The sequence below is a fragment of the Aromatoleum toluolicum genome, assembly GCF_012911005.2.
In the GTDB taxonomy this organism is placed as follows: Bacteria; Pseudomonadota; Gammaproteobacteria; order Burkholderiales; family Rhodocyclaceae; genus Aromatoleum; species Aromatoleum toluolicum.
Genome location: NZ_WTVS01000016.1, coordinates 60030 through 84492, shown reverse-complemented (window position 1 = coordinate 84492; position 24463 = coordinate 60030). Strand labels below are relative to the sequence as shown.

The following is a 24463-nucleotide window of genomic DNA, read 5'->3' as shown; positions in this document are numbered from 1 at the left end:
GATGTTGAAAATATAGAACACGGTTGCGCGAAACGCAACGTAAGTTAATTAAATACGCGCTTTGTGCAGAACAGGATTGCGTGCAGCGGATTTCTGCGTTGACAAAACATGAACCGAATTCTAAAGTGGAACAACGTTCAAGGTTATAGCGAGGTGCAGAGATGGCCGGAAGTCTTCTTGCCCGTGCGATGGGAGCGCTGGAGCTCCTCGCCGAGGAGTCGCGCGGACTGCCGCTGCAGGAGATCGCCGATCGCCTCGGCATGCCGAAAAGCGGTACCCACCGCCTGCTGGCCGAGCTGATCCAGCTGCGCTACGTCGCGCAGGACGCGGATTCGGCGCGCTATCTGCTCACGACGCGCCTGATGTCGCTCGGCTTCAAGCTGCTCGGCAACAGCGGCATTGTCGAGATCGTGCAGCCGGTGCTTAACCGCCTTGCGACCGTGAGTGGTGAGCTCGTGCGCCTGGCGGTCGTCGATAACGGGCGTCTTCCGTTCATCGCGAAGGCGCAGGGGGCTCGCAGCGGCCTGCGCTTCGACCCGGACATGGGTGGCGAGGCGGCGCTGTACTGTTCGTCGAGCGGCATGATCTGGCTCGCGAGCCTGCCTGAGAACGAGGCGATCGAGCATGTGGTGCGCCAGGGCTTCACGCTGCCCGAGCAGCGTGGCGCTCGGGCACCGAAGACGATCGCCGAGGTGATGATCTTCGTCGCTGACGCGCGCGAGCGGGGCTACAGCCAGGCGATCGAGACCTGGGGGCCGGGCATGTCGTCGATGGCGGCAACCGTGCGCGATCCGCACAGCGGACGGGTCACCGGCGTCGTCAGCATCGCCGGGCCCACGGTACGCCTCACCCAGGAAGCGATGGAAAAGTTGGCGCCCGAACTCTTCGCTGCGGCCGAGGAGCTGTCCTCGGTCAGCGCGCTTTCCGAATACCTCAGAAGCATCAATCCGGCCGCGGGACAGCTCGCGTCGGGCTCTCAACGCGCGGCCTGACGCGCCCCTGAAGCAATCGCAGCCTAGGCATCACTGGAGACATCGAAAAATGGATTTCAATCTTTCTTCCGAACAGAAAATGCTGGTCGAGACCGTGCGCCGTTTCGTAGAGAACGAAATGCTCCCGCTCGAAGACGAAATCGAGGAAACCGGTCGCCTTGCGCCGGAAAAGGCGCGCGCCCTGTTCGAGAAGTCGAGCGCGAACGGCATGTACGCGATGAACATCCCCGAGGAATTCGGCGGCGGCGGGCTGTCGGCGGTCGACACGATGCTCGTCGAGGAACAGTTCGGTCACGCGAAGGACATCCTGATCCGTCGCGCCTTCGGCAACGTCTATGAAGTGCTGCTCAAGTGCGACGCCGCCCAGCGCGAGCGCTGGCTGGTGCCGGCCGTGCGCGGGGAGCGCACCTGCTCGATCGCGATCACCGAGCCTAACGCCGGCTCGGACGCCGCGAGCATCAAGACGCGTGCGGTGGCGGACGGCAAGGGCGGCTGGAAGATCACCGGCGGCAAGCACTTCATCAGCGACGGCGAGTTCTCGGACTTCTTCGTCGTCTCCGCAGTCACCGACCCCAACGCGGGCGCGAAGGGCATCTCGCTCTTCCTCGTCGACAAGGGCACGCCCGGCTTCATCATCGGCCGCGACCAGAAGATGATGGGCCTCACCGGCACGAGCCACGTCGAACTCGCGTTCGATGAAGTCCCTGTCGGCCCGGAAAACCTGCTCGGCGGCGAGGGGCAAGGCTTCAAGCTGATCCTCGAGACGCTCGGTCGCGTGCGTTTGGCGCAGGTCTGTGCCCGCGCGGTCGGCAAGTCGGTGCGCCTCTTGAACCTGATGATCTCCTACGCGCAGGAACGCAAGCAGTTCGGCAAGCCGATCGGCGACTTCCAGCTGATCCAGCAGATGATCGCGGACAGCGTGGTCGAGATCAACGCCTCGCGCCTGCTGGTGCTGGACGCCGCGAATGACATCGACAACGGCGTCGACGCCCGCGACAAGATCTCGATGGCCAAGTTCTACGTCGCCGAAGTGCTCGGCCGCGTTGCCGACCGCGCCGTGCAGGTGTACGGCGGCATGGGCTACTGCGCGGATCTGCCGATCGAGCGCATGTACCGCGACGCGCGCATCTACCGCATCTTCGACGGCACCTCGGAAATCCATCGTACGGTCGTCGCGCGCAGCGCGATGAAGCATGGCGAAGCGCTGTACGGAACGATCTGATCGTCCGGTAGAGGAGAACAGCAATGGCAATCAATAAATTCATGAGCGCGGCCGACGCCGTCGCGCTCGTCCGGGACGGCGACACCGTCGGCCTGATCGGCGGTGGTGGCGGCCTCGTCGAAGCCTCGTGCATCTTCGCGGCGCTCGAAAAGCGCTTCCTCGAGACTGCACAGCCGCGCGACCTCACCGTCGTTCACGCCCTCGGCATCGGTGACAAGAAGACCAAGGGCATGAACTGCTTCGCCTACGAGGGCATGGTCAAGCGCGTGATCGGCGGCCACTGGGTATGGTCGCCGCGCATGCAGGAGCTCGCGCGCGACGAGAAGATCGAGGCCTACGTGCTCCCCGGGGGCGTGATCGCGCAGCTGTTTCGCGAGATCGGTGCCGGCCGGCCGGGTCTGCTGACGCACGTGGGCTTGGGCACCTTCGTCGATCCGCGCATCGATGGCGGCAAGATGAACAAGTCGGCGAAGGAGGATCTCGTCGAGGTCGTCGAACTCGGCGGCAAGGAATACCTGCGCTATAAGCCCTTCCCGGTGAACGTCGCGATCATCCGCGGCTCGTATGCCGACGCGCACGGCAACATCTGCATGGACCAGGAGCCGGCGAACCTCGACGCCTACGCCGTCGCGCTCGCCGCGCACAACTCCGGTGGCAAGGTGATCGCGCAGGTGCGCACAGCGGTCGACGTCGGCACGCTGGCGGCGCGCGCGGTGCGCATCCCCGGCGCGATCGTCGATGCGGTCGTCGTCGATCCTTCGCAGTCGCAGAGCTACGACATCGTCTATGACCCGACGATTTCCGGCGAGCGTCGTGGCCCCGTCCCGCACGAGCCGCCGCAGCCGCTGTCGGTGCGCCAGGCCACGGCGCGGCGCGCCGCGGAAGAGCTGCGCGACGGGGCGGTGATCAACTACGGTGTCGGCGTGCCGGACGCGGTCGCGAAGCTCGTCGCCGCGCGCGGCGATCTCGACCGCTACTACCAGACGATCGAGCACGGCACCTACGGCGGCAATCTGCTCGACGGCATGCTGTTCGGCTTCGCGCGCAACGCCTCGGCGATGATCGACGCGCCCTCGCAGTTCGACTTTTACTCGGGCGGCGGGCTGGACATCGCCTTCCTCGGCTTCGGCGAGTTCGACCAGCACGGCAACGTCAATGCATCGAAGCTCGGCGGCCTCACGGTCGGCCCCGGCGGCTTCATCGACATCGCGCAGAACGCGCGCAAGGTCGTGTTCTGCGGCAACTTCGACACCAAGGGCTCGAAGCTCAACACGGGTCATGGCGAACTGCATGTCGAACGCAACGGTGACGTGTCGAAGGTCGTCGCCGATGTGGACCAGATCACCTTCTCCGGCCCGCAGGCGGTCGTGCGCGGGCAGGAGGTGCTCTATATCACCGAACGTGCGGTGTTCCGCCTGACCAAGGACGGCGTCGTGCTCGAAGAGATCGCGCCGGGCGTCGACCTGCAGCGCGACGTCATCGACCGCATGGGTTTCAAGCCGCTGATGCCGCAGCCGCCGAAGGTGATGAGCGGCGAACACTTCAAGGAATAAGAGGAGATCAGGAATGAAAGTGCTGGTTCCGGTAAAGCGGGTCGCCGACTACAACATCAAGGTCCGCCCGAAGTCCGACGGGTCAGGCGTCGAGCTTGCGAACGTGAAGATGTCGATGAACCCCTTCGACGAGATCGCCGTCGAAGAGGCCGTGCGGCTGAAGGAGGCGGGTGTGGCGACCGAGGTCGTCGCGGTTTCCTGCGGCAGCGCCGCTTGTCAGGAAACGCTGCGCACGGCGCTCGCGATGGGCGCGGACCGCGCGATCCTCGTTGAAACAGACGTCGAACTGCAGTCGCTTGCGGTCGCGAAGCTGGTCAAGGTGGTCGCCGAGAAGGAAGGCGCGCAGCTCGTGATCTGCGGCAAGCAGGCGATCGACGACGACGCCAACCAGACCGCGCAAATGCTCGCGGCGCTGCTCGACTGGGGGCAGGCGACCTACGCATCGAAGGTGGTCGTCGCCGACGGTAATGTCGAGGTGACGCGCGAGGTCGACGGCGGCCTCGAGACCGTGCGGCTCGCGTTGCCGGCCGTGGTCAGTGCCGACCTGCGGCTGAACGAGCCGCGCTACGCGACGCTGCCCAACATCATGAAGGCGAAGAAGAAGCCGCTCGACACGCTGAAAGCTGCCGAGTTCGGCGTCGACGTTTCACCGCGCGTGCAGACGTTGTCGGTCTACACGCCGCCCGAGCGCAAGGGCGGCATCAAGGTCGGTTCGGTCGCCGAACTAGTGCAGAAGCTCAAGGACGAAGCCCGCGTGCTGTAACGCACGCGGGGAACGCTCACAAGAGGATCCAGATGAAAAGCCTGATCATTGCAGAACAGACCGGCGGCCAGCTGTCGCCGATGACCGGAAACCTCGTCGCCGCCGCATCGAAGATCGGCGGCGAGATCGACCTGCTGCTGGTGGGCGCGTCCGGCGTCGCCGCGGCGGCCGAATCGGCGCGCGCCTTTCCCGGCGTGACGCGCGTGCTGACGAGCGAATCGGCCGAATACGCCGGCTTCACGGCCGAGAACATCGCGCCGCTGGTGGTCCGGCTCGCCGGCAACGGCTACACCCATGTCCTCGCGATCGCTTCCGCCGCGGGCAAGAACCTCCTTCCGCGTGTCGCCGCGTTGCTCGACGTCGGCATGGTCAGCGAGATCGTCGAAGTCGTCGATGTGGACACTTTCGTGCGTCCGATCTACGCGGGCAGCCTGCTGGCAAAGGTGCGCTGCGCCGAACGTGTGCGCGTGCTGTCGGTGCGCGCGACGGCCTTCCCGGCGGTGGCGGCGGGTGACAGCGCGGCGCCGATCGAAGTGGTGGCTCCGAGCGGCGAGCGTGGAAAGTCGAAGGTGATCGGCCAGCAACTCGCGCAGTCGACCCGTCCCGAGCTGACGGCTGCCCGCATCATCGTCTCGGGCGGGCGCGGCCTGGGCTCGGCGGAGAATTTCGCCGGCACGATCGAGCCGCTCGCCGACACCCTCAACGCCGCCGTCGGTGCATCGCGCGCCGCGGTCGATTCGGGCTACGTGTCGAACGAACTGCAGGTCGGCCAGACCGGCAAGATCGTCGCTCCGGAGCTCTACGTTGCGGTGGGCATCTCCGGCGCGATCCAGCACCTCGCGGGCATGAAGGACAGCAAGGTCATCGTCGCGATCAACAAGGACGAGGAAGCACCGATCTTCCAGATCGCCGACTACGGTCTCGTCGGCGACCTGTTCCAGCTCGTTCCCGAGTTGTCGCGGGCGATCGCTTCCGCATGATGTAGGGGAAGGGGGCGGGCGAATGGCATATCCTGTCGCTCCGCCCCCGATTCGACAGTCGGGCATTCGCACAGACGACGGGGCGCGGAGTCGTATGGGACATTGCCCCTGCATGCGCGGGACGGCATGGACACGGCGGTTGGCTCCGCGCGGTTACAATCCTGCCCCTACCATAAAAACATCCCACGGTTCGGCGATTTCCACCCGTCCCGCGACCCCCGACAGGATCCTCCCCGCATGAACGCGTCCGCCGCCCACCATCCGATACGCGGCATCCTCTACATGATGGGCGCGCTCGCGCTCTTCGCGCTGCTCGACACGGTCTCCAAGACGCTCGTTTCCCGCCACCCGATCGCCGTCGTGGTCTGGGGGCGTTACTTCGCGCACTTCCTGATCACGCTGGTGGTGTTCCTCCCGCGTTACGGCACGAGTCTTTTCAAGAGCGCCCGGCCTGGCCTGCAGCTCGTGCGCGGGCTCACGCTCGTCGGCACGACCGGCGCCGTCGTCGCCGCGTTCCAGCACATGCCGCTCGCCGAAGTCACGGCGCTCGTGTTCGTCACGCCCTTCCTCGTGACGATCCTCGCAGTGAGCTTTCTCGGCGAGAAGATGCCCGCCTGGCGCTGGATTCCGGTCATCGTCGGATTCTCGGGTGTTCTGCTGATCGCCCGCCCGTCGGGCAACGCCTTCAACATCGGGGTCGTATTCGTCCTGCTCGGGGCGGTGTGCTATGCGGTCTATCAGGTGCTGACGCGCAAGCTGAGCGCCGTCGACCGCTCCGTGACCCAGCTTTCCTACACCGCCCTCATCGGCGCCGCGACCATGTGCGTGCTGGTGCCCAAGTACTGGGTCCCCGGCGCGCTGGACCTGCGCGACTGGCTGCTGACCGGTTCGCTCGGCGTGCTCGCCGCGAGCGGCCATCTGCTGATGATCATGGCACTGCGCGCCGCGCCGGCGACGACGCTGAGTCCCTTCACGTACGCGCAGCTGGTGTGGGCGACGCTGCTGGGATGGCTGGTATTCGGGGATTTTCCGGACGGACTGTCGCTCGCGGGGATGGGGATCATCGTCGCGTCGGGCGTGGTCGTCGCGTATTCGGAGCGCTTCGGAAAGAGCGCATGACACCGCACTCGCCAGCCGCCAACTGGCAGTGGTCGGTCAGAGTTGCCGACTGACGCTGGTATCGGCGAGCGGCCGCTTGAAAATCCAGTTGCGGTTCGTTGCCGCGTCGGGTGCTTTCACGAGTTCCCACCCCAAAGCACCGAGCCGGTTCAACTCGGTCACCACTACATTGGAATATGCATTCAGCCGTTCGCGTTCCCTGCTCCCGAAAGAGCGGGCAATGTCTTCGGCCATATCATGCAGGTCGCTGCGGACCAGGTATTCGAAGTGCTGCATCGGACCGTGCTCCTGACGGAATTGCAGGCATTGACCGTGGCGAAATACGCGCAAGCCTTGCCCGCACGTCCGATCAATGGGGAATCAGCGGCACATGATCGTTGGCGTGCTTCTTGGCGTGCTTCGCGTCCCGCTTTTCCTTGGCATTCATGAGAGGTTGCTTCTTCTCTTCCTTATTGCCTTGCCTTTGTTTGCCCATGATCTTGCTCCTTGCAAGCATCGACGAAAGCGTCGATACAAATTCAGTATAGGCTTATTCGCGTTCGCGTGATGGCGATGTCGTGAGGGGCGTCGATCTTCTTCAGGCGCCGCTGAGATGCCGCCAGGTAATGCAGCGATTGTTGGCCGGCATTTCAGCATCTCAGCCCCGATTCGGCGGCCCGTCGCCGCTCGGCGCGCACTTTGCGCCGTTTTTCGGCCGCGAAGCATTGTAGGAAGCCGTCGAAGTCGCCGAATCCTTGGTCGAACCACTGATATTGCACGTCGTGGCTCACGAGCAGTCCTCTGGCCGCGAGGGCGTCGATGTCCGCGGAAGAGGCCAGCGCGACGTGCCACGTCGAAAACCCGTTGTCGGCGACGATGCCCTGCGCGGCCGTGATCAGCGCGTCGCACACCGCTGCACGGTCGCTGGCCGCCGGCGCGATCAGGAGTCGCGGCCCGGCAACCGGCGTGTAGGGCAGGCCGGACACCAGGCGCGGGTAATAGCGGTGGCCGAGGCGCTCCCATACCGCTTTCCAGCTCCAGTCGTAGATGAAGTCGCCGTGCGAGTGACCCTTCAGGTAGAGCGGGAGCAGGCCGACGATCGTGCCGTTTTCGCTCGCCACGAGGTGCAGGGGCTGCCAGCCGGCATCGGGCACGGCGACACCGTGTTCCTCGACGATGCGCAGGAAGTCGCCGTTCAGGAAGGGGTGTCCCGGCGCGCACAGGGCGGTCCACGCTTCGCGAGGAATGTCGGCAGCGCCGTCGGAGATGCGGATCGTCAGTTTGCTCATGCGTGAGGCTGCCGGATTGCAGTTGTGGGCGGGCCTGTTGGACAGCCGCGCCAGCAATCGTTCAGGGCGCTGCGTCATCCGAGCATAGCGTGGCTGATGCCCAGGCGACCGCAGGGACGACGGCGCAGCACTCGGGTGCCGGACGTACGCAGCCCCGATACGCGTGCTGTGCCCCCTTGTCGTATGATCGGCCAATGCAGATCTTTCGCGTCGCCCTGAACCGCCTCGTGCAGGAATCCCACGACTTCGATGCCGTCGTCGCGATCGACGTGCTCCGTTCCTTTTCGACGGCCGCGTACGCCTTCGCGGCGGGCGCATCGGAGATCCATCCGGTCGGGACGGCCGCCGAGGCCGAGCTGCTGCTCGATCGCTTGCCCGATGCGCTGACGGTCGGGGCCTTGCCCGGTGGGCGCCCGATGCCCGGTTTCGACCTCGGGAATTCGCCCTCGCGGGTGCACGACCTGAAGCTCGCCGGGCGGCCGGTGATCCTGTCGACGGCGGCGGGCGTGCAGGCGTTGCTGCGCTTTCGCAGCGCACCGCGGCTGTTTGCGGCGAGCCTCGTGTGTGCCGGCGCGACCTTGCGTGCGCTGCGTGCGGTTGCGCCAAAACGGGTCGCGCTGATCACGACCGGGGAATGGATCGATCGCGATGGCGACGAGGACATCGCCTGCGCGGATTACCTCGCGGCCGGCCTTCAGGATGAGTCGATCGACCGCGAAGCGCTGGCGCGGCGCGTGCGCGATTCCGACTTCGGTCGGCGCTTTGTCGCTGGCACGGACCCGGCCCTGCCGTTGGCCGACCTGGAGTTGTGTGCGCTGGTCGATCGTTTCGATTTCGCGATGCCGGTGACGCGGGGACGCTACGGTCTGGTGATGCGTCCGCTTCCAGACCGCAGCTGAGTCGTTGCGTCGGGCGGTGGCGTCACGTGGCGACCGCGCCTTCTATTGACCGCGCTTGCGGCGCACGGTCACGGTTTCGCCGCCGATTCCCCAGTTGTCCGTGTCGACCTCGTCGATGACCACGACCGTGGTCTGGGGATTCTTGCCGAGGACGTCCTGCAGCAAGCGTGTGACGCCGCTGATCAGTTCGGCTTTCTGATCCGGCGTGGCGCCTTCGCGGGTGATCTTGATGTTTACGTAGGGCATTTGGGGCTTCCGGCGGGTTGGATCGGTATCGGCGGCAGGTTAGCGCTGAGAGAGAATCACGTAAAGTGAATTAATTAGATGTAATGCATCTCGCGCAGGGATTGTTGAGTTGGCTTTTCATGCCTTCCTGCCGGACGTGGGTGCCGATTCGCGCGAGCGCGATTGACGGGGTATCCCTATGTGGTCGATGCATGAGACCCTTCACGTTTTGTTGTTCGGAACGCATTAATTGGAAGAAAATTTCTTCACCGATCCGGAGGCCGTCGTGCCTGCGGAGGACGATGCCGAGAGCGACGATGCGCTGCTCGACGTCGCGCGCGAACTTCATCTCTGGCTGCAGGGTTTCAACGCGCGTCTCGTGCACAACGAGGGGGCGGTCGCGATCGAGGTGGCTGGCGCGGTAGAGGTCGGCGGACGGCGCTACCCCTACCGGCTGGTGCCGGAGCGCTGCGTGCTGGCGCGCGTGCAAAAGTGGCGCAAGCTGCCCGAGGAGAAGCACCTCGCGCTGGTGCGTGAACGCCTGCACATGGCGTCGGTGGCCGAGTTCGAGGCCGACGTGCGCGCCTTCGTCACCGGTGTGCTGAAACGGGCGCAGGCCGAAGGGCTGGACGGTGCGCGCTTCCTGAGTGCGCTGGAAACCGGCAAGGAGCTGGCGAGCCGGCGCTTCCGCATCGTCGACGACCGGCTCGCCGAGGCGGCCGCGCGCCGCCGCGCGGAGACGCTCGCGGAGGCTGCGCGCGATACGGTCAAGCTGACCCGCTATCCGGAATCCTTCGAAACGGCGTTCATGATGCGGCGCCGCTTCGTCGCGATCCTCGGGCCGACGAATTCCGGCAAGACGCACCAGGCGATGGAAGCGCTGGCGCAGGCGGCGACCGGCGTGTACTTGGCACCACTGCGCCTGCTGGCGCTGGAAAACTACGAGCGCCTTGCCGACCGCGGCGTTGCGGTGAGCCTCGTGACCGGCGAGGAGCGGCGCATCACCCCTGGCGCGACCCATGTTGCGAGCACCATCGAGATGCTCGACACCTCGCGCCCGGTCGAGGTCGCGGTGATCGACGAGATCCAGATGCTGGAGGACCTCGATCGCGGCTCGGCGTGGACCGCCGCGGTGTGCGGGGCCGCGGCGAAGACGGTGTTCCTGCTCGGCGCGCTGTCGGCGCGCCCGGCGGTGGAGGCGCTCGCCGAGCGCCTCGGCTGCGAGCTGGAGGTGCGCACGCTCGAACGCAAATCGCCGCTTGAAATGGCGCCGCGTGCCGTGGGCAATATTGGGCAGCTGCGCCGCGGCGACGCGGTGATCGCATTCTCGCGCCGCGATGTGCTGAACTGGGCCACCAACATCGCAGAGGCCGGGTTCCGTGTGGCGACGATCTACGGCAACCTCTCGCCCGAGGTGCGCCGCGCGCAGGCGCAGCGTTTCCGAGACGGCGAGGCCGACATCGTCGTCGCGACCGACGCGATCGGCATGGGGCTCAACCTGCCGGTGGCGCGGGTCGTGTTCTCGACCGCGAAGAAGTTCGACGGCATCTCCGAGGACATCCTGGCGCCCTGGCTCACGCACCAGATCGCCGGGCGGGCAGGGCGCTTCGGCCTCCACGAGGCGGGCCTCGTCGCCGGCTTCGACGACCATACGCACAGCATCGTCGGCCGCCTGATGCGCACGGCAGCCGAGCCGTTGTCGAGCCGCGGCTTTTACGTGACGCCCTCGCTGCACCACCTGAAGAGCATCTCGGCAGCGACCGGCGAGCGCTCGCTCGCGCGCCTGCTCGAACTCTTTTCGCGCAACATCGACCTCACCGACGACTTCTTCCTGCCGGGCGACATGACCGAGCAGATCGAGCGTGCCCGCTGGCTGGACGCGCTGCCACTGTCGCTGGAACACCGCTTCACGCTGTCGCTGGTGCCGGTGTCGACGCGTGTCGAGTCGCTCAACCAGGCGTGGCAGGAATGGGCGCGCGCATTGTCGAAGGAGCGCACGTCGCACCTCTCCATCGAACCGGTCGGCACCGGGCGCTATGCGCTGCAGGCCGCCGAGGATGCGTGCAAGAAGTATTCGGCGTATGCGTGGCTGGGCTATCGCCTGCCCGACCATTACCCCGACGCGGAGGTGGCCGTCTCGCTTGCGCGCAGCATGTCGGAGACGGTCGACGAGATGCTCGCGCGCCAGCACGGGCGGCGCGACTCGGGGAGCCGAGGCAGGGGCAGGGGCCGCGGCAAGCCGGGCTGCAATGGTGCGGCGCAGCGTCAATCTGCCGGTCGCCGCAGCAGTCGGTGACTCTGGCGTCGATGCAGTGCACAATAGAACAGTATTCTGGATATAAGTTGCGTGGGATGCAATAAAGTTCTATTATGCGGGCCATCCCCGGCGGACCCCCGTCCGCCTTTCATGATCGAGAGTGGAGATCCCGATGGCCAGCCTCACGGAACACGAACCCCACGGAGAACACCAGACAAAGAAGGCGACGGCCAGCGGCTGGATCGGCTCGGTGCTGGAGTATTACGACTTCTTCATCTATGCGACGGCAGCGTCGCTGATCTTCCCCCAGATCTTCTTCCCCGCCGCGGATCCCAAGGTCGCGATCGTAGCGTCGCTGGCCACTTACGGTGTCGGTTACGTCGCCCGCCCGATCGGTGCCTTCTTCCTCGGCCACTGGGGCGACACCCACGGCCGCAAGCAGGTGCTGCTGTTGTGCATGTTCCTGATGGGCATTTCGACCGTGGCCGTCGGATTGCTGCCGACCTATGAGCAGGTCGGTCTCCTCGCCCCGGCGCTGCTGGTCGTGCTGCGCCTGATCCAAGGTTTCGCGGTCGCGGGCGAGATCTCTGGCGCGAGCTCGATGATCCTCGAGCACGCGCCTTTCGGGCGTCGCGGCTATTACGCCAGCTTCACGCTGCAGGGCGTGCAGGCGGGGCAGGTGCTTGCCGCCGCCGTGTTCCTGCCGCTGGCGCATTATCTGCCGACGGAGGATTTCAACTCCTGGGGTTGGCGAATTCCCTTCCTGTTGAGCTTCGTCGTCATCGTCGCCGGCTACTATATCCGCCGCGAGGTGAAGGAAACCCCGGCCTTCGCGGAGGAAAGCGAACACGGCGAAGTGCCCAAGGCACCGGTCATCCAGGCGATCACGAACAGCTGGCGGGACATGCTGCGTGTGGTGTGCATGGCGCTGATGAACGTCATTCCGGTGGTCACGACCGTGTTCGGTGCGGCCTACGCGGTGCAGGCGGGCTACGGGATCGGCTTCGACAAGGACGTCTACCTGTGGATCCCGGTCCTCGGCAATTGCCTCGCGGTGATCGTGATCCCCTTCGTCGGCAAGCTCTCCGACCGCGTCGGCCGCCGCCCGCCGATCATCTTCGGAGCACTGGCCTCGGGGCTGCTGTCCTTTGGTTACCTCTACGCGATCAGCATCCATAACGTGCCGCTCGCGATCGCGATGTCCCTGCTGATGTGGGGCGTGGTTTACCAGGGCTACAACGCGGTGTACCCGAGCTTCTATCCCGAGCTCTTTCCTACGCGTACCCGCGTTTCCGCAATGGCGATCTCGCAGAACCTCGGCACGCTCGTCACGGCAATGTTGCCGATGGTCTTTGCCGCGGTCGCGCCTCCGGGATCGGCCAACATCCCGCTGGTGGTCGGCAGCATCACCTTTGCGGTGACGGTGGTGGCGGCGCTGGCCGCGTGGAGCGCGCGTGAAACCTATCGGGTGCACCTGAACGACCTTGGCCAGCCGGATGCGGTGCCGATGGACAAGGACGAATACGACCAGCTCTCCGTGCAAAGCCTAGCGGCCGCCAGGCAGGCTGCGTAAGGGCTTGTCCGATCCGGGGGAGGCCGTTGCGGTCTCCCCTTTTTTCGTCGACGCGGGGCGTTGTGCGCAGCGCCGCACGCGGCCTCAGGCCGGCGTCGTGCTCTCCGCCGCCCGTTCTTCGAGCAGCTTCACGACGCTGTACAGGACGCGATTGACCGGGGTCGCGACGCCCAGCGCCTGGCCGCGGCGCAGTACAAAGCCGTTCAGGTGGTCGATTTCGCTGCGCTTGCCGCGTGCGAGATCCTGCGCCGTGGAGGAAAACTGCGTCGGCATCGTCTGCGCGATCCGCTGCACCGCCGCCCAGCAGTCGCCGGGCACCGTGATGCCCTCCGCCCACGCCAGGTCGAGGCATTCCTGCACGGCGTCGCGCATGACGTCCTCGACGGCATCGCCGGCAACGAGCCGGCCATAGGGCAGCTGTGTGATCGCCGACAGGGCGTTGTACGCGCAGTTCAGGATCAGCTTGGCCCACAGCGCGCCGACGACGTTGTCGGAAACGTCGACGGGTATGCCGGCCGCGGTAAAGAGCTCGACGAGGCGGCCGGATGCGTCAGACGGGCCGATCACGAGCTCGCCCCGGCCGTGGTGCTTCACATGGCCCGGGCCCGCCATTTCGGTCGCGACATAGACCACCGCGGCACCGACCTCGCGGCCCAGTAGCGCCTGCAGCCGTTCTGCATTGTCGACGCCGTTCTGCAGGCTCAGCACGATCGCCTCGGGGGCCAGGTGCGGCGCCATCGCGGTGGCGGCATCCGCAGTGTCGGTCGATTTCACGCAGCACAGCACGAGCTGCGCGCCGCGCACGCCCTCCGCGCCGGTGCTGGCCTGCACCGGCACTCGTTCCTGGAAGTCGCGCGTGTCGAGGAGGAGTCCGTCGCGCGTCACGGCGTCTACGTGCACCGGGCGGCCGACCAGGACAACCTCGTGACCGGCGCGCGCGAGCATGCCGCCGTAGTAGCAGCCGACCGCGCCGGCTCCCATCACTGCAATCCTCATGAGCATCTCTCCATTGTGTCGGTGGCGGTCGCGGACCATGCATCCGTGAGACGGCGTTCCGCGGCAAGGTGGACATGTTAGCTCCATGCCGTGCGGGGGGCACGAACCGGTCGTTCGCGGCGGAGACGCTCGCGGGGGGCGTGGCGAAAGCTGCATCGGCGCGTGCGATGGATGTGGGTAACAGGCCTCGCGGCGGCTGCCGGAGCCGACTCCCGCGTTGCCGCGCGGCGCTTTTTTGAATGCGGAATAGTGTTGCGTGCAACAGAATCGTGTTTTAAAGTTGCGCTGGTTACAAAACCTGAATTCAAACAACAAGGAGACGCCATGACCGACCGCTATGCAGTGATCGGCCGGCCCGCGAGCCGCGGGTGTGCGGCCGGACGTCGGCTCCTCCGTCATCGGCCTGTTCCGCAACGCCTGACGTGGCCGGGGACGCACGCGTGACCGATACGCATGTTTTCCGCACGCGCGTGCTCGGCCCCTTGTTGATGTGTCTGGCCTGCCTGTGCTTTGCCGCGCTCGACACCCTGATCAAGTATCTGTCGCACCGTCTGCCGCTCACCGAAGTGATCTGGGTGCGCTATGCGGTGCAGACGATCGCCATCGCGATCCTCTTCGTGCCGAAGATGAAGGGGCGCATCCTGCGCACCGCCAATCCGCGGCTGCAGGCGCTTCGCGGAATGTGCCTGCTCGGCGCGAGCCTGTTCGTGATCAACGGGTTGTCGCGTCTGCCGCTCACCGAGACGACGGCCGTCCTCTTCCTTGCACCGCTGATCATCACGCTGCTTTCGGGGCCGGTGCTGGGCGAGCGCATCAAGCCGGTCGACTGGTTCGCGGTGACGCTCGGCTTCGTCGGCGTGCTGATCATCGTGCGTCCGGGCGGAGGGCTGCTGACCTGGGCGATCCTGTTCCCGGTCGGCACCGCCTGCTGCAATGCCGTGTACCAGATGGTGACGCGGTCCTTCCACAGTGCGGAGCATCCCGTGACGACCAACCTCTACACCGGATTGGTCGGGGTGCTCGTTCTCGCGCCGCTGATGCCCTTCGTGTGGCAGTGGCCCACGGCGGAGCAATGGGGCGTGCTCGTGCTCGCCGGACTCGTCGGCGGACTCGCGCACTACATCATCACCAAGGCACTCGAATGTTCCAGCGCGGCGGCACTCGGGCCGTACGGCTACACCCAGCTGGTGTGGGCGGCGCTGCTCGGATTCTTTGTGTTCGGGGCGTTACCGGATGCGATCACCTGGCTGGGCATCGCGGTGATCGCGAGCAGCGGGCTGCTGCTGTCGATCTATCATCTGGTGGCGGCCCGGCGACGCTGAGGTTTCAAGGCGTTTCTCCTCGCGCAGCGAATGCGCTTAGAACCCGCTCGTGCGGGTTCCTTTTTATAAGGATGCTTAATTTTGAGAACATGATTCTGAATTGATGTTGCGTACAACAGAATTACGTTCTATAGTTGCTGAAAGTCAGCCTGCACGATGTCCGCGCGTCTCAAGAACAAGGCAGCAAGTCCGAACGGTCCCGCAGAGGCCGAAGGCATCCCGACGGAAGGCGCGACGTTGGATGACAGTTTGCACACGATGTCCTGGAGGAGAAGTCGATGAGTTCGCCTGATAGTTCCGTATCCGTCGTCACGAAAATCGTGGACGGGTACTTTCGGTTCCTGAAGTTCGTGATTGCGCTGTGTCTGGCAATCATGGTCGTGCTCGTGTTCGGGAACGTGTTCCTGCGCTATGCGTTCAACAGCGGCATCTCGGTCTCCGAGGAAGTGTCCCGCTGGTTTTTCGTGTGGATGACCTTCCTCGGCGCCCTGGTCGCGATGCGCGAACACGGGCATCTCGGCGTGGATGCCTTCGTGATGCGTCTGTCGCCGCTGGGCAAGCGCGTGTGCCTGATCATCGGCCAGGTACTGGTCGCCTATGTCTGCTGGCTGTTGTTGGTCGGTAGTTGGGACCAGACGGTCATCAACCTCGACGTGAAGGCGCCGACTTCCGGCTGGTCCATGGGCTGGTTCTACGGCATCGGGGTCGTGTTCGCCGTCACCGGCGGGCTGATCACTCTGCACAACCTCTACCGCGCACTGTTCTGCAAGCTGGCCGAGCACGAACTCGTGCAGGTCAAGGAATCCGAGGAAATCCACGGCGAACACGCCGGCACCCAAGGCGAACCTCCGCTGCGTGCGGTGGCGGGCGGCAAGCACTGAGACAGGGAGCCCCATCATGACCATTACGATCTTTCTCGGATCCCTGCTCGGCGCGATGGCGCTGGGTGTTCCCATCGCCTTCTCGCTGCTGATCTGCGGCGTTGCCCTGATGTACCACCTCGACATGTTCGACGCGCAGATCATCGCGCAGAACGTGATCAACGGCGCCGACAGCTTCCCGCTGATGGCCGTGCCCTTCTTCCTGCTCGCCGGCGAGATCATGAACGCGGGCGGTCTGTCGAAGCGCATCGTCAATATCGCGCTCGCGATGGTCGGCCACGTGCATGGCGGCCTCGGCTATGTCGCGATCCTCGCGTCCTGCCTCCTGGCTTCGCTGTCGGGTTCGGCGGTCGCGGACTCGGCCGCACTGGCTGCGCTGCTCGTGCCGATGATGACCGCGGCCGGGCACAACAAGGAGCGCTCCTGCGGCCTGATCGCAGCGGGCGGCATCATCGCCCCGATCATCCCGCCCAGCATCGGTTTCGTGATCTTCGGCGTCGCGAGCGGGCTGTCGATCTCCAAGCTCTTCCTCGCCGGTATTTTCCCTGGCCTGATGATGGGTATCGGCCTTGCCATCGCCTGGTGGATCGTTGCCCGTCAGGAGAACGTCAAGCCCATGCCGCGCAAGTCGGCGAAGGAAATCGTCGCGACGATGATCGACGGCGCGTGGGCGATGATGCTGCCGGTGATCATCATCGTCGGCCTGAAGTTCGGTGTGTTCACGCCGACCGAGGCGGCGGTGGTGGCTGCGGTGTATTCGCTGATCATCGCGGTGTTCGTCTATAAGGAACTGAAGCTGAAGGACGTCTATGCGGTGTTCGTGCAGGCCGCGACGACCACGGCGGTGGTGATGTTCCTGGTCGCCGCCGCGATGGTGTCGGCATGGCTGATCACGGTCGCCGACCTGCCGGGCGAGCTCATCGCGCTGCTCGAGCCCTTCATGGACAACCCGACGCTGCTGCTGATCGTGATCATGCTGGTCGTGGTCGCAGTCGGCACCGCGATGGACATGACGCCGACCATCCTGATCCTGACGCCGGTGCTGATGCCGGTGGTGAAGCAGGCCGGCATCGACCCGATCTACTTCGGCGTGCTGTTCATCATGAACAACGCGATCGGCCTGATCACGCCGCCGGTGGGCACGGTGCTCAACGTCGTCGCCGGCGTCGGCAAGATCAGCATCAGCGACCTCATGCGCGGCGTGTGGCCCTTCCTCATCGCGCAGCTCGCCGTGCTCTTCTCGCTGGTGATGTTCCCGGTGCTTGTCACCGGCCCGGCCAAGTGGTTTGCAAGCTGATGAACACGGGCCCGGTGGACGCCGGGCTCCCCGGATGAGCGCAGCTTCCGCGCTTTGAAACAGGAAGTCTTTCTTTCGCACGCAGGACTAGGAGACAAAATGAAGACTCAAATCAAGAAACTGATGGCGGGTGTCCTCGGCTCGGTTGCCGTGCTGTCGACGGGTGTCATGTTTTCGGCTGATGCCGCGGCGCGCGACCTGAAGCTGGCGATGCAGACCAATCCGGGCACGGCGCAGTACGACGGCGTCGAGAAGTTCGCTGCGCTGGTGAAGGCAAAGAGCGGCGGCAGCCTGACGGTGAAGATCTTCGGCGGCGGCGCGCTGGGCGGCGACCTGCAGGTCGTGTCCTCGCTGCAGGGCGGCACCGTCGAACTGTCGCAGATGAACGCGAGCCTGCTGAACGGTCTCGCGAAGGAATTCTCCGTCCTCGACTTCCCCTTCCTGTTCGACAACGAAAAGGAGGCGCACACCGTCATGGACGGCCCCATCGGCAAGAAGCTGATGGACAAGCTGCCGGAGAAGGGCATCGTTGGCCTGGCCTATCCGGAGCTGGGCTTCCGCCACATCTCGAACAACAAGCGTCCGGTCAAGAAGGTCGAGGATCTCGCCGGTCTGAAGATTCGCGTGATCCAGACCCCGGTGTACGTCGACATGATGAACGCGCTGGGCGCGAACGCGACGCCGCTGCCGTTCCCGGAAGTCTATAACGCGCTGGAGCAGAAGGCCGTCGACGGCGCGACCAACCCGCTCGTGACCATTCCGGTGATGAAGTTCGACGAGGTGCAGAAGTACCTGACCCTGACCCGTCACCAGTACAACCCGCAGATCATCATCATGAGCAAGAAGGCCTGGGACAAGCTGACCCCGGCCGAGCAGAAGGTCATCCAGGAATCGGCCAACGAGGCGCGCGACTTCGAGCGTCAGGTGTCGGCGAAGAAGAACGCCGAGGCGCTCGAGCACCTGAAGAAGAAGCTGGAGGTCACCGAGCTGTCGGCCGAGGAAATGGCCAAGATGCGCGAGAAGGTCAAGCCCGTGATCGAGAAGTACACGAAGGAACTGGGCGAACCCTTCGTCAAGGAAGTGTACGCCGAAGTCGCGAAGGTGCGCGGCGCCAAGTAAGGCGCGTCGCGTTCGCGCAGCAAGCCGGAGGGTACGGTCACATCGACGGCGATGTGGTCGTGCCAGCCGGCGTGATCTCCCCTAATGAAGCCGATATCGAGCGAGGAGTGTGGGATGGTGCCATTCGTGATGCGTCTTGTTGCGGTGCTTGCCGCCATTCTGCCGGCCGTGGTGAGCGCGGCGCAGCCGGAGCCCAAGCTCACGCTCGTCGTGCCGTTCGTCGCCGGCGGCCCCACCGACAAGCTGGCGCAGCCCTTCGTCGCCGCCTTCGGGCGGGCGCTGGGCGAGCGCGTGTCGGTGAAGAACATCGGCGGCGGGGGCGGCTCGGTCGGCACGCGCGAGGTGCAGCGTGCCCGACCTGACGGCAAGGTGTTGCTGCTCGCCAACGTCGGTCACGCCGCTGCGCCCGCACTCAACGCCAAGCTGCCCTACGATCCGCAGAAGGATTTCGAACCCGTCGGGCTGATCGCCGACGTGCCGATGACGCTCATCGCACGCCGCGACCTGCGCGCCCACAACGTCGCCGAACTGCGCACGCAGATGGAGACGGGGCGGCGCAAGCTCGCCATCGGCCACGCCGGGGAGGGGTCGGCGTCCCACCTGTGCAGCGTCCTGTTCGCGCGCGCGGCGGGCAAGGATCTGCCGACGCTGACGCACCCAGGCACCGCGAGCGCGATGAACGCGATGCTGAGCGACGGGCACATCGACCTCATGTGCGACCAGACCACGCATACGCTCGAGCGCATCAGGAGCGGCGAGGTGCAGGCTTTCGGCGTAACGACGGTCGAACGACTGGCCGCACTGCCCGACGTGCCGACGCTCGCGGAGGCGGGCCTGCCCGGCGTGCAACTCGTTGTGTGGCACGGCCTGTATGCGCCCAAGAGTACGCCGCCAGAGCGCATCGAGCGTCTCTCGGCAGCCTTGCGGCAGGCCCTGCAGGACCCGGCACTGATCGACGCGCTGAAGGATCTCGGCGCGACCCCTGCCAAAGCCGACGATGCGACCCCGAAGGCACTGCGTGCGCGCCTTGCCGCGGACGTGGAACGCTGGAGCAAAGCCCTGAAGCAGTGACAGGCAGGGCAGCTTGCCGGGGGCAGTGGTCCGTCCGCCGATCGAACATCAATTCAATAGCAGCAGCGGTGATGCGACCGACCGGTCCGCAAGGAAAGCCGCGAAAGGAGCAAGCGACAATGAGTGCAAACGCGAAACAATCCTTCCTCTGTGGCCTGATCGGTTCCGGCATCCAGGCCTCGCGCACGCCGCCCATGCACGAGCGCGAAGGTGACGAGCAGGGCGTGCGCTACATGTACAAGAAGATCGACACCGAGATCCTCGGCCTCACCGTCGACGACCTGCCCGAACTCCTGACTGCCGCCGAACGCATGGGCTTCTGCGGCCTGAACATCACCTTCCCGTTCAAACAGGCGGTGATTCCGCTGCTCGACGAACTCTCCGACGACGCCCGGGCCCTGAATGCCGTGAATACGGTGGTCCTGCGCGAGGGGCGGCGCATCGGCTACAACACCGACTGCAGCGGCTTCGGCGAGAGCTTCCGGCGCGGCCTGCCCGATGCCAAGCGCGACGTCGTCGTCCAGCTCGGTGCGGGCGGCGCGGGCGCCGCGGTGGCGCATGCAGCCCTGCAGCAGGGCGTCGGCAAGCTGTACGTGCGCGATTCGGACCCCGTGCGCGCCGAGACGCTCGCCGCCAGCCTGTGCGACGCATTCGGCGCCGGCCGTGCGGCCGCATGTACCGACCTGGCCGCAGCCATGGACGAGGCGGACGGCCTCATCCACGCGACGCCCACCGGCATGGCGAAGTTCCCCGGCGTGCCGCTGCCCGCGGAACTGCTGCAGTCGCGCCACTGGGTGGCCGAGATCGTGTATTTCCCGCTCGAAACCGAACTGCTGCGCGTGGCCGCGGCGAAGGGTTGCCGCACGCTGAACGGCGGTGGCATGGCGGTGTTCCAGGCGGTCGATGCCTTCCGCCACTTCACCGGGCTGGAACCCGACGCCGAGCGCATGCTGCGGCATTTCGCGTCGATGGGCGCCTGATCAATCGAGGGATTCACCATGTACAAGAACATCCTGTTGCCGACCGACGGATCGGAGCTGTCGCGGATCGCGATCCGGCACGGCATCGCGCTCGCCAAGGCTGTCGGCGCGAAAGTCACGGGGCTTTCCGTGGTCGTTTCGTCGCATGCGCCGGCCGGCGCGGGCCTCGCAATTGCCGGCGATAACGTTCAGGAGGATGCCGCGGCGGAGTTCCTCGCGGTGATCTCGCACGAGGCGCACGAGCAGGGCGTGGACGCCGAATGTTTCTACGTCAGCGGCGCATCCCCGCACGAAGAGATCATCGCGGCGGCGCAGCAGCGTGGCTGTGACCTGATCTGCATGGCCTCGCACGCCCGCACAGGCCTGTCGGGCCTGCTGTTGGGCAGCGAAACGACCTCGCTGATCAACGGCTGCCGTATTCCGGTACTCGTGCTGCGCTAGGGCTCAGGTTGCAAAGTTGCAGCAGGCGCAGCGCAGTTCTAAAAAGAAGTTGTTACAGGTAGAAATGTGTTTTATTGTAAGCCCGTCAAGCGGCGATAAACCGCACAGCTCACATAAGCACGCAGGCCGGAGGAGGAACGGGGAGGGTGACGACCACGACGAGAACCTAGCGCGACCTGACGCCAGATCAGGACCGACTTTGCGGCGCCGGACTTCTGCCCCGGAATTGAGCCGCCAGGTACACAGAAAAGGCACAGCAAGCCGGCACTGACTGCCAGCGGGAGTCGTAGGTGTTGCACCAGGAGCGGTGTGGCCGCCGGCTTGCAGATACGAATACCAAACCGAAGGAAGGAACACGATGAAGAAGCAAGTCACTATCGCCGTGCTCGCAGCACTCGGCGCCGGCGCCGCCCAGGTCGCATCGGCCCAGGATACCAGCGTCACGATCTACGGCCGCGCACACGTCTCGTTCGAGCAGATCCGCAAGTCGGGTCAGGAAACCACCCAGTTCCTGAAGAACAACACCTCGCGCATCGGTTTCCGCGGTGAAGAAGCGCTCGGCAGCGGTCTGAAGGCGTTCTTCCAGATCGAATCGGGCGTCGCGCTCGACGACGGCTCCACCGGCGGTTCGAACAAGCTCGCCGGCCGCGAAACCTTCGTCGGCCTGAAGAACGACTACGGCACGGTCAAGGCGGGTAACTTCTATCATCCCTACGACGACTTGCATTCGATCTCGGGTAACTACTTCCAGCTGTTCACCGGTACTTCGAACGACGCGACCCTGTGGGCCAACGGCTCCAGCGCCGCCACCGGCGGTTTCGACGAGCGGCTGCCGAACGCGGTCAGCTACGAATCGCCGAAGTTCGGCGGCCTGAGCGCCAAGCTGTGGTATTCCTTCGGTCCGTCGGACAACGGCGGCGAGGAGCAGTTGGGCGACGACGGATCGCGCATGTTCTCGGCCAACGTGGTGTACGAGAACGGTCCGCTCAAGGCGGCGTGGGGTCACCTGCAGCAGCGCCGCATGGAAGCGCAGTCGAAGAACTTCTACGACGACGGCTATTCAAATTTCATCACCGCCGGTTACCAGGCAGGCCCGTTCTACTTCGCCGGCCTGATCGAGCGCGACGTGCTGAAAGACATCAACCAGTCCGGCGACGACCGTAGCCGCAACTACTGGCATCTGCTCGCGAAGTACACGACCGGCGCGCACACCGTCGGCGCCTTCTACGGCAAAGCCAACGACTGGAAGGGCGACGCCGGCATCGACGACAGCGGTGCGCGCATGTACACCGTCGGCTACAACTACGCCTTGTCGAAGCGCACCCAGGTCTACGCGCTGTACACCAACCTCAAGAACCAGGACGCGGCTGCATATCAGCTCGGCGGCAGCCCGGCGCGCGCAGCCGGCCAGGACTGGACCATTGCTCCGGAGAAGCAGAGCGCCGTCGTGACGGGTATCGTTCATAACTTCTGATCGGGCGATTCTGGCCGGGGATGGCGGCGTGTCGTCGCCGGTCTGCAAAGGAACGGCAAGGCGTGTGTCTTGCCGTTTTTTTTCGTCTGCGCGATGCGAGGCCGGGGGCTCGATGCTCACCGGGAAAAACAGAAGCTTGTTCTAAAAATGTTCTTGAATTCCCCGAGCCTTTGGTTAAAATAGAACCATGTTTTGTTTAGTGCAACGCGACGGAGCGTGCGAGACAGCTCCGGCAACCGCTGCACCGGCCGCGCGCCGATTTGGAATTCCTTTACGGAGCTCACGATGTCGAATCTCGATTCCCTCCCCAAGTACGGCCAGTACATCAACGGTGCCGAGGTGCCGCCCGTGTCCGGTGAGTACTTCCCGACCGAGAATCCCTATAGCGGCGAAGCCTGGGCGCTGATTGGCCGGGGCGGCAAGGCGGATGCCGACGCCGCAGTCGCCGCCGCGCACGCCGCCTTCGAGGAGGGCGAATGGCCCTCGCTGACTGCGAGCCAGCGCGGCAAGCTGATGCGCAAGCTGGCCGACCTGATCGTCTCAAATGCCGAACACCTGGCCGAGATCGAGCGCCGCGACAACGGCAAGCTCGCCGCCGAGGTCGTCGCTCAGGTGAAGTACATGGGCGACTACTTCCACTACTACGCGGGCCTCGCCGACAAGATCGAGAGCCACGTGATCCCGACCGACAAGAAGGGCGTGTTCTGCTACACGAAGTACGAGGCGAAGGGCGTGGTCGTGATCATCACGCCGTGGAACTCGCCGCTGACGCTGACGAGCTGGAAGCTCGCGCCGGCGCTCGCCGCGGGTTGCACGGTGGTCATCAAGCCCTCGGAGTTCACCTCGGCCTCGGCGATCGAATTCGCCAAGCTCTTCGCGCAGGCCGGCTTCCCGCCGGGCGTCGTCAACGTCGTCACCGGCTTCGGCCATGAAGTCGGCGCGCCCCTCGTCGAGCATCCCGACACCGCCCACATCGGCTTCACCGGCGGCGAGATCGCCGGCCAGAAGATCTACGAAGCGGCCGCGCGCGGCCTCAAGACCGTGACGTTGGAGCTCGGCGGCAAGTCGCCCAACATCGTCTTCGACGACGCGGACCTCGACCAGGCCGTGAAGGGCATCGTGTCGGGCGTGTTTGCCGCTTCCGGCCAGACCTGCCAGGCCGGCTCGCGTCTGCTGGTGCAGGAAAGCATCCACGACGAAGTCGTGCGCCGCCTCGTCGAGTTCGTCAGCACCGCGAAGATCGGCGACCCGTCGCAGCTCGACACCCAGGTCGGCCCGATCGCCACCCGTCCGCAGTTCGACAAGATCATGAGCTACATCCAGATCGCCAAGGATGAAGGCGCGAACTGCGTGCTCGGTGGCAAGTCGCGCCCCGATCTCGGCGCGGGCCAGTTCGTCGAGCCGACCATCTTCACCGGCGTGAACAACAAGATGCGCATCGCGCAGGAAGAGGTGTTCGGCCCGGTGCTGTGCGTGATCCCGTTCAAGGACGAGCAGGACGCCGTGCGCATCGGCAACGACGTGCTGTACGGCCTCGCCGGCGCCGTGTGGACCAAGAGCCTGCACCGCGCGATGTACGTCACCGACAAGCTCAAGGCCGGCACCGTGTGGGTAAACAACTACCGCGCGACCAGCTTCACCTCGCCCTTCGGCGGCTACAAGCGCTCGGGCATCGGCCGTGAGTCCGGTGCGGATGCGATCAAGGAATACCTCGAGACCAAGTGCGTATGGATCTCGACCGATCTCGACGTGCCAAATCCGTTCATCCGTCGCTGATACCGACTCTCCCGACGGGGAGGGCGGCCGCCGTCTTTCGTTTGGGCTGCGGCGGACGCTGCCCCCGTCATTCCCTTGGCAGGCTTCGCGATTGCGGAGCCTGTTTTTTTTCGTCCCGCGCGCGGGACGCGGCGGGGTGCGAAAAAGGGCGAATCCGGGGCACGCAATCTGATACTGTTGCGCTCCGCGCGGCGGCCCCGGCGAGAGCCGGCGTTCCCCGCGCGCCGCCGCATCCGGAGTCCGCCGGAAGGCGCG

At 65.4% G+C, this 24463-nt stretch carries 23 protein-coding genes; 18 read left to right on the top strand and 5 right to left on the bottom strand.

The annotated features are described in order from the left end of the window. Positions 1-161 precede the first annotated feature (161 nt). From GPA27_RS09665 to GPA27_RS09640, 6 genes are all read left to right on the top strand, one after another. The gene (locus tag GPA27_RS09665) at positions 162-992 is read left to right on the top strand and encodes an IclR family transcriptional regulator (protein ID WP_169139912.1); all 831 of its coding nucleotides are present in this window, start codon (positions 162-164) and stop codon (positions 990-992) included. A gap of 49 nt (positions 993-1041) precedes the next feature. Further along, entirely contained in the window at positions 1042-2214 is a 1173-nt protein-coding gene (locus tag GPA27_RS09660; RefSeq protein WP_169139910.1) for an acyl-CoA dehydrogenase family protein, read from the top strand. Positions 2215-2237: 23 nt separating this feature from the next. Then, complete coding sequence (locus GPA27_RS09655; protein ID WP_169139908.1) at positions 2238-3767, top strand: acyl CoA:acetate/3-ketoacid CoA transferase; 1530 nt, start codon at positions 2238-2240, stop codon at positions 3765-3767. 13 nt (positions 3768-3780) lie between these two features. Continuing rightward, positions 3781-4530, top strand: coding sequence for an electron transfer flavoprotein subunit beta/FixA family protein (locus GPA27_RS09650; protein ID WP_169139906.1), 750 nt, complete (start codon positions 3781-3783; stop codon positions 4528-4530). Between the two features lie 32 nt (positions 4531-4562). After that, on the top strand, positions 4563-5510 hold the full coding sequence (locus GPA27_RS09645) for an electron transfer flavoprotein subunit alpha/FixB family protein (RefSeq protein ID WP_169139904.1): 948 nt from the start codon (positions 4563-4565) through the stop codon (positions 5508-5510). 237 nt (positions 5511-5747) lie between these two features. Further along, positions 5748-6629: a DMT family transporter gene (locus GPA27_RS09640; protein WP_169139902.1), complete on the top strand. Its 882-nt coding sequence runs from the start codon at positions 5748-5750 to the stop codon at positions 6627-6629. A 36-nt stretch (positions 6630-6665) separates the two neighbouring features. Here the strand turns inward: GPA27_RS09640 and GPA27_RS09635 are convergent, their stop codons facing one another. The 3 genes from GPA27_RS09635 to GPA27_RS09625 form a co-directional block, all read right to left on the bottom strand. Beyond that, the gene (locus GPA27_RS09635) at positions 6666-6905 is read right to left on the bottom strand and encodes a hypothetical protein (protein WP_076601875.1); all 240 of its coding nucleotides are present in this window, start codon (positions 6903-6905) and stop codon (positions 6666-6668) included. 73 nt (positions 6906-6978) lie between these two features. After that, positions 6979-7104: a hypothetical protein gene (locus GPA27_RS09630; protein ID WP_256222875.1), complete on the bottom strand. Its 126-nt coding sequence runs from the start codon at positions 7102-7104 to the stop codon at positions 6979-6981. A gap of 154 nt (positions 7105-7258) precedes the next feature. Further along, on the bottom strand, positions 7259-7897 hold the full coding sequence (locus tag GPA27_RS09625) for a peptidogalycan biosysnthesis protein (protein WP_246261014.1): 639 nt from the start codon (positions 7895-7897) through the stop codon (positions 7259-7261). Positions 7898-8091: 194 nt separating this feature from the next. On the opposite strand from GPA27_RS09625, the gene GPA27_RS09620 reads away from it, so the two are divergent. Then, positions 8092-8796, top strand: coding sequence for a 2-phosphosulfolactate phosphatase (locus GPA27_RS09620; protein WP_169139900.1), 705 nt, complete (start codon positions 8092-8094; stop codon positions 8794-8796). Between the two features lie 42 nt (positions 8797-8838). On the opposite strand, the gene GPA27_RS09615 is transcribed toward GPA27_RS09620, so the two are convergent. Further along, positions 8839-9042, bottom strand: a complete 204-nt coding sequence (locus tag GPA27_RS09615) for a tautomerase family protein (protein ID WP_050415699.1) — start codon at positions 9040-9042, stop codon at positions 8839-8841. Between the two features lie 229 nt (positions 9043-9271). On the opposite strand from GPA27_RS09615, the gene GPA27_RS09610 reads away from it, so the two are divergent. Together GPA27_RS09610 and GPA27_RS09605 are read left to right on the top strand one after the other, a co-directional pair. Beyond that, positions 9272-11317 (top strand): helicase-related protein, encoded by a 2046-nt coding sequence (locus GPA27_RS09610; protein WP_169139898.1) that lies wholly within the window; start codon positions 9272-9274, stop codon positions 11315-11317. Positions 11318-11450: 133 nt separating this feature from the next. Continuing rightward, positions 11451-12851, top strand: coding sequence for an MFS transporter (locus tag GPA27_RS09605; RefSeq protein WP_169139896.1), 1401 nt, complete (start codon positions 11451-11453; stop codon positions 12849-12851). 84 nt (positions 12852-12935) lie between these two features. Here GPA27_RS09605 and GPA27_RS09600 read toward each other — a convergent pair whose 3' ends face one another. Then, the gene (locus GPA27_RS09600; protein WP_169139894.1) at positions 12936-13847 is read right to left on the bottom strand and encodes a ketopantoate reductase family protein; all 912 of its coding nucleotides are present in this window, start codon (positions 13845-13847) and stop codon (positions 12936-12938) included. Positions 13848-14287: 440 nt separating this feature from the next. On the opposite strand from GPA27_RS09600, the gene GPA27_RS09595 reads away from it, so the two are divergent. From GPA27_RS09595 to GPA27_RS09555, 9 genes are all read left to right on the top strand, one after another. Further along, entirely contained in the window at positions 14288-15169 is an 882-nt protein-coding gene (locus GPA27_RS09595; protein ID WP_169139892.1) for a DMT family transporter, read from the top strand. A gap of 278 nt (positions 15170-15447) precedes the next feature. Continuing rightward, positions 15448-16050 carry a TRAP transporter small permease gene (locus GPA27_RS09590; protein WP_169139890.1) on the top strand — a complete coding sequence of 201 codons (603 nt, stop codon included), beginning with the start codon at positions 15448-15450 and terminating at the stop codon, positions 16048-16050. A gap of 16 nt (positions 16051-16066) precedes the next feature. Beyond that, positions 16067-17347 carry a TRAP transporter large permease subunit gene (locus GPA27_RS09585; protein ID WP_169139888.1) on the top strand — a complete coding sequence of 427 codons (1281 nt, stop codon included), beginning with the start codon at positions 16067-16069 and terminating at the stop codon, positions 17345-17347. Between the two features lie 99 nt (positions 17348-17446). Then, positions 17447-18466: a TRAP transporter substrate-binding protein gene (locus GPA27_RS09580; RefSeq protein ID WP_169139886.1), complete on the top strand. Its 1020-nt coding sequence runs from the start codon at positions 17447-17449 to the stop codon at positions 18464-18466. Between the two features lie 114 nt (positions 18467-18580). Continuing rightward, positions 18581-19537: a tripartite tricarboxylate transporter substrate-binding protein gene (locus tag GPA27_RS09575; protein ID WP_169139884.1), complete on the top strand. Its 957-nt coding sequence runs from the start codon at positions 18581-18583 to the stop codon at positions 19535-19537. A 119-nt stretch (positions 19538-19656) separates the two neighbouring features. After that, the gene (locus GPA27_RS09570) at positions 19657-20517 is read left to right on the top strand and encodes a shikimate dehydrogenase (RefSeq protein ID WP_169139882.1); all 861 of its coding nucleotides are present in this window, start codon (positions 19657-19659) and stop codon (positions 20515-20517) included. Between the two features lie 18 nt (positions 20518-20535). After that, positions 20536-20958 carry a universal stress protein gene (locus GPA27_RS09565; protein WP_169139880.1) on the top strand — a complete coding sequence of 141 codons (423 nt, stop codon included), beginning with the start codon at positions 20536-20538 and terminating at the stop codon, positions 20956-20958. A gap of 358 nt (positions 20959-21316) precedes the next feature. Further along, positions 21317-22432 (top strand): porin, encoded by a 1116-nt coding sequence (locus GPA27_RS09560; protein WP_169139879.1) that lies wholly within the window; start codon positions 21317-21319, stop codon positions 22430-22432. A gap of 285 nt (positions 22433-22717) precedes the next feature. Further along, positions 22718-24208: an aldehyde dehydrogenase gene (locus GPA27_RS09555; RefSeq protein WP_211164911.1), complete on the top strand. Its 1491-nt coding sequence runs from the start codon at positions 22718-22720 to the stop codon at positions 24206-24208. Positions 24209-24463: the final 255 nt, after the last annotated feature.

Coding starts and splice junctions, on each gene's coding strand:
- GPA27_RS09665 (WP_169139912.1), top strand. CDS start 162: ATGGCCGGAAGTCTTCTTGCCCGTGCGATGGGAGCGCTGGAGCTCCTC.
- GPA27_RS09660 (WP_169139910.1), top strand. CDS start 1,042: ATGGATTTCAATCTTTCTTCCGAACAGAAAATGCTGGTCGAGACCGTG.
- GPA27_RS09655 (WP_169139908.1), top strand. CDS start 2,238: ATGGCAATCAATAAATTCATGAGCGCGGCCGACGCCGTCGCGCTCGTC.
- GPA27_RS09650 (WP_169139906.1), top strand. CDS start 3,781: ATGAAAGTGCTGGTTCCGGTAAAGCGGGTCGCCGACTACAACATCAAG.
- GPA27_RS09645 (WP_169139904.1), top strand. CDS start 4,563: ATGAAAAGCCTGATCATTGCAGAACAGACCGGCGGCCAGCTGTCGCCG.
- GPA27_RS09640 (WP_169139902.1), top strand. CDS start 5,748: ATGAACGCGTCCGCCGCCCACCATCCGATACGCGGCATCCTCTACATG.
- GPA27_RS09635 (WP_076601875.1), bottom strand. CDS start 6,905: ATGCAGCACTTCGAATACCTGGTCCGCAGCGACCTGCATGATATGGCC.
- GPA27_RS09630 (WP_256222875.1), bottom strand. CDS start 7,104: ATGGGCAAACAAAGGCAAGGCAATAAGGAAGAGAAGAAGCAACCTCTC.
- GPA27_RS09625 (WP_246261014.1), bottom strand. CDS start 7,897: ATGAGCAAACTGACGATCCGCATCTCCGACGGCGCTGCCGACATTCCT.
- GPA27_RS09620 (WP_169139900.1), top strand. CDS start 8,092: ATGCAGATCTTTCGCGTCGCCCTGAACCGCCTCGTGCAGGAATCCCAC.
- GPA27_RS09615 (WP_050415699.1), bottom strand. CDS start 9,042: ATGCCCTACGTAAACATCAAGATCACCCGCGAAGGCGCCACGCCGGAT.
- GPA27_RS09605 (WP_169139896.1), top strand. CDS start 11,451: ATGGCCAGCCTCACGGAACACGAACCCCACGGAGAACACCAGACAAAG.
- GPA27_RS09600 (WP_169139894.1), bottom strand. CDS start 13,847: ATGAGGATTGCAGTGATGGGAGCCGGCGCGGTCGGCTGCTACTACGGC.
- GPA27_RS09590 (WP_169139890.1), top strand. CDS start 15,448: ATGAGTTCGCCTGATAGTTCCGTATCCGTCGTCACGAAAATCGTGGAC.
- GPA27_RS09585 (WP_169139888.1), top strand. CDS start 16,067: ATGACCATTACGATCTTTCTCGGATCCCTGCTCGGCGCGATGGCGCTG.
- GPA27_RS09580 (WP_169139886.1), top strand. CDS start 17,447: ATGAAGACTCAAATCAAGAAACTGATGGCGGGTGTCCTCGGCTCGGTT.
- GPA27_RS09575 (WP_169139884.1), top strand. CDS start 18,581: ATGGTGCCATTCGTGATGCGTCTTGTTGCGGTGCTTGCCGCCATTCTG.
- GPA27_RS09570 (WP_169139882.1), top strand. CDS start 19,657: ATGAGTGCAAACGCGAAACAATCCTTCCTCTGTGGCCTGATCGGTTCC.
- GPA27_RS09565 (WP_169139880.1), top strand. CDS start 20,536: ATGTACAAGAACATCCTGTTGCCGACCGACGGATCGGAGCTGTCGCGG.
- GPA27_RS09560 (WP_169139879.1), top strand. CDS start 21,317: ATGAAGAAGCAAGTCACTATCGCCGTGCTCGCAGCACTCGGCGCCGGC.
- GPA27_RS09555 (WP_211164911.1), top strand. CDS start 22,718: ATGTCGAATCTCGATTCCCTCCCCAAGTACGGCCAGTACATCAACGGT.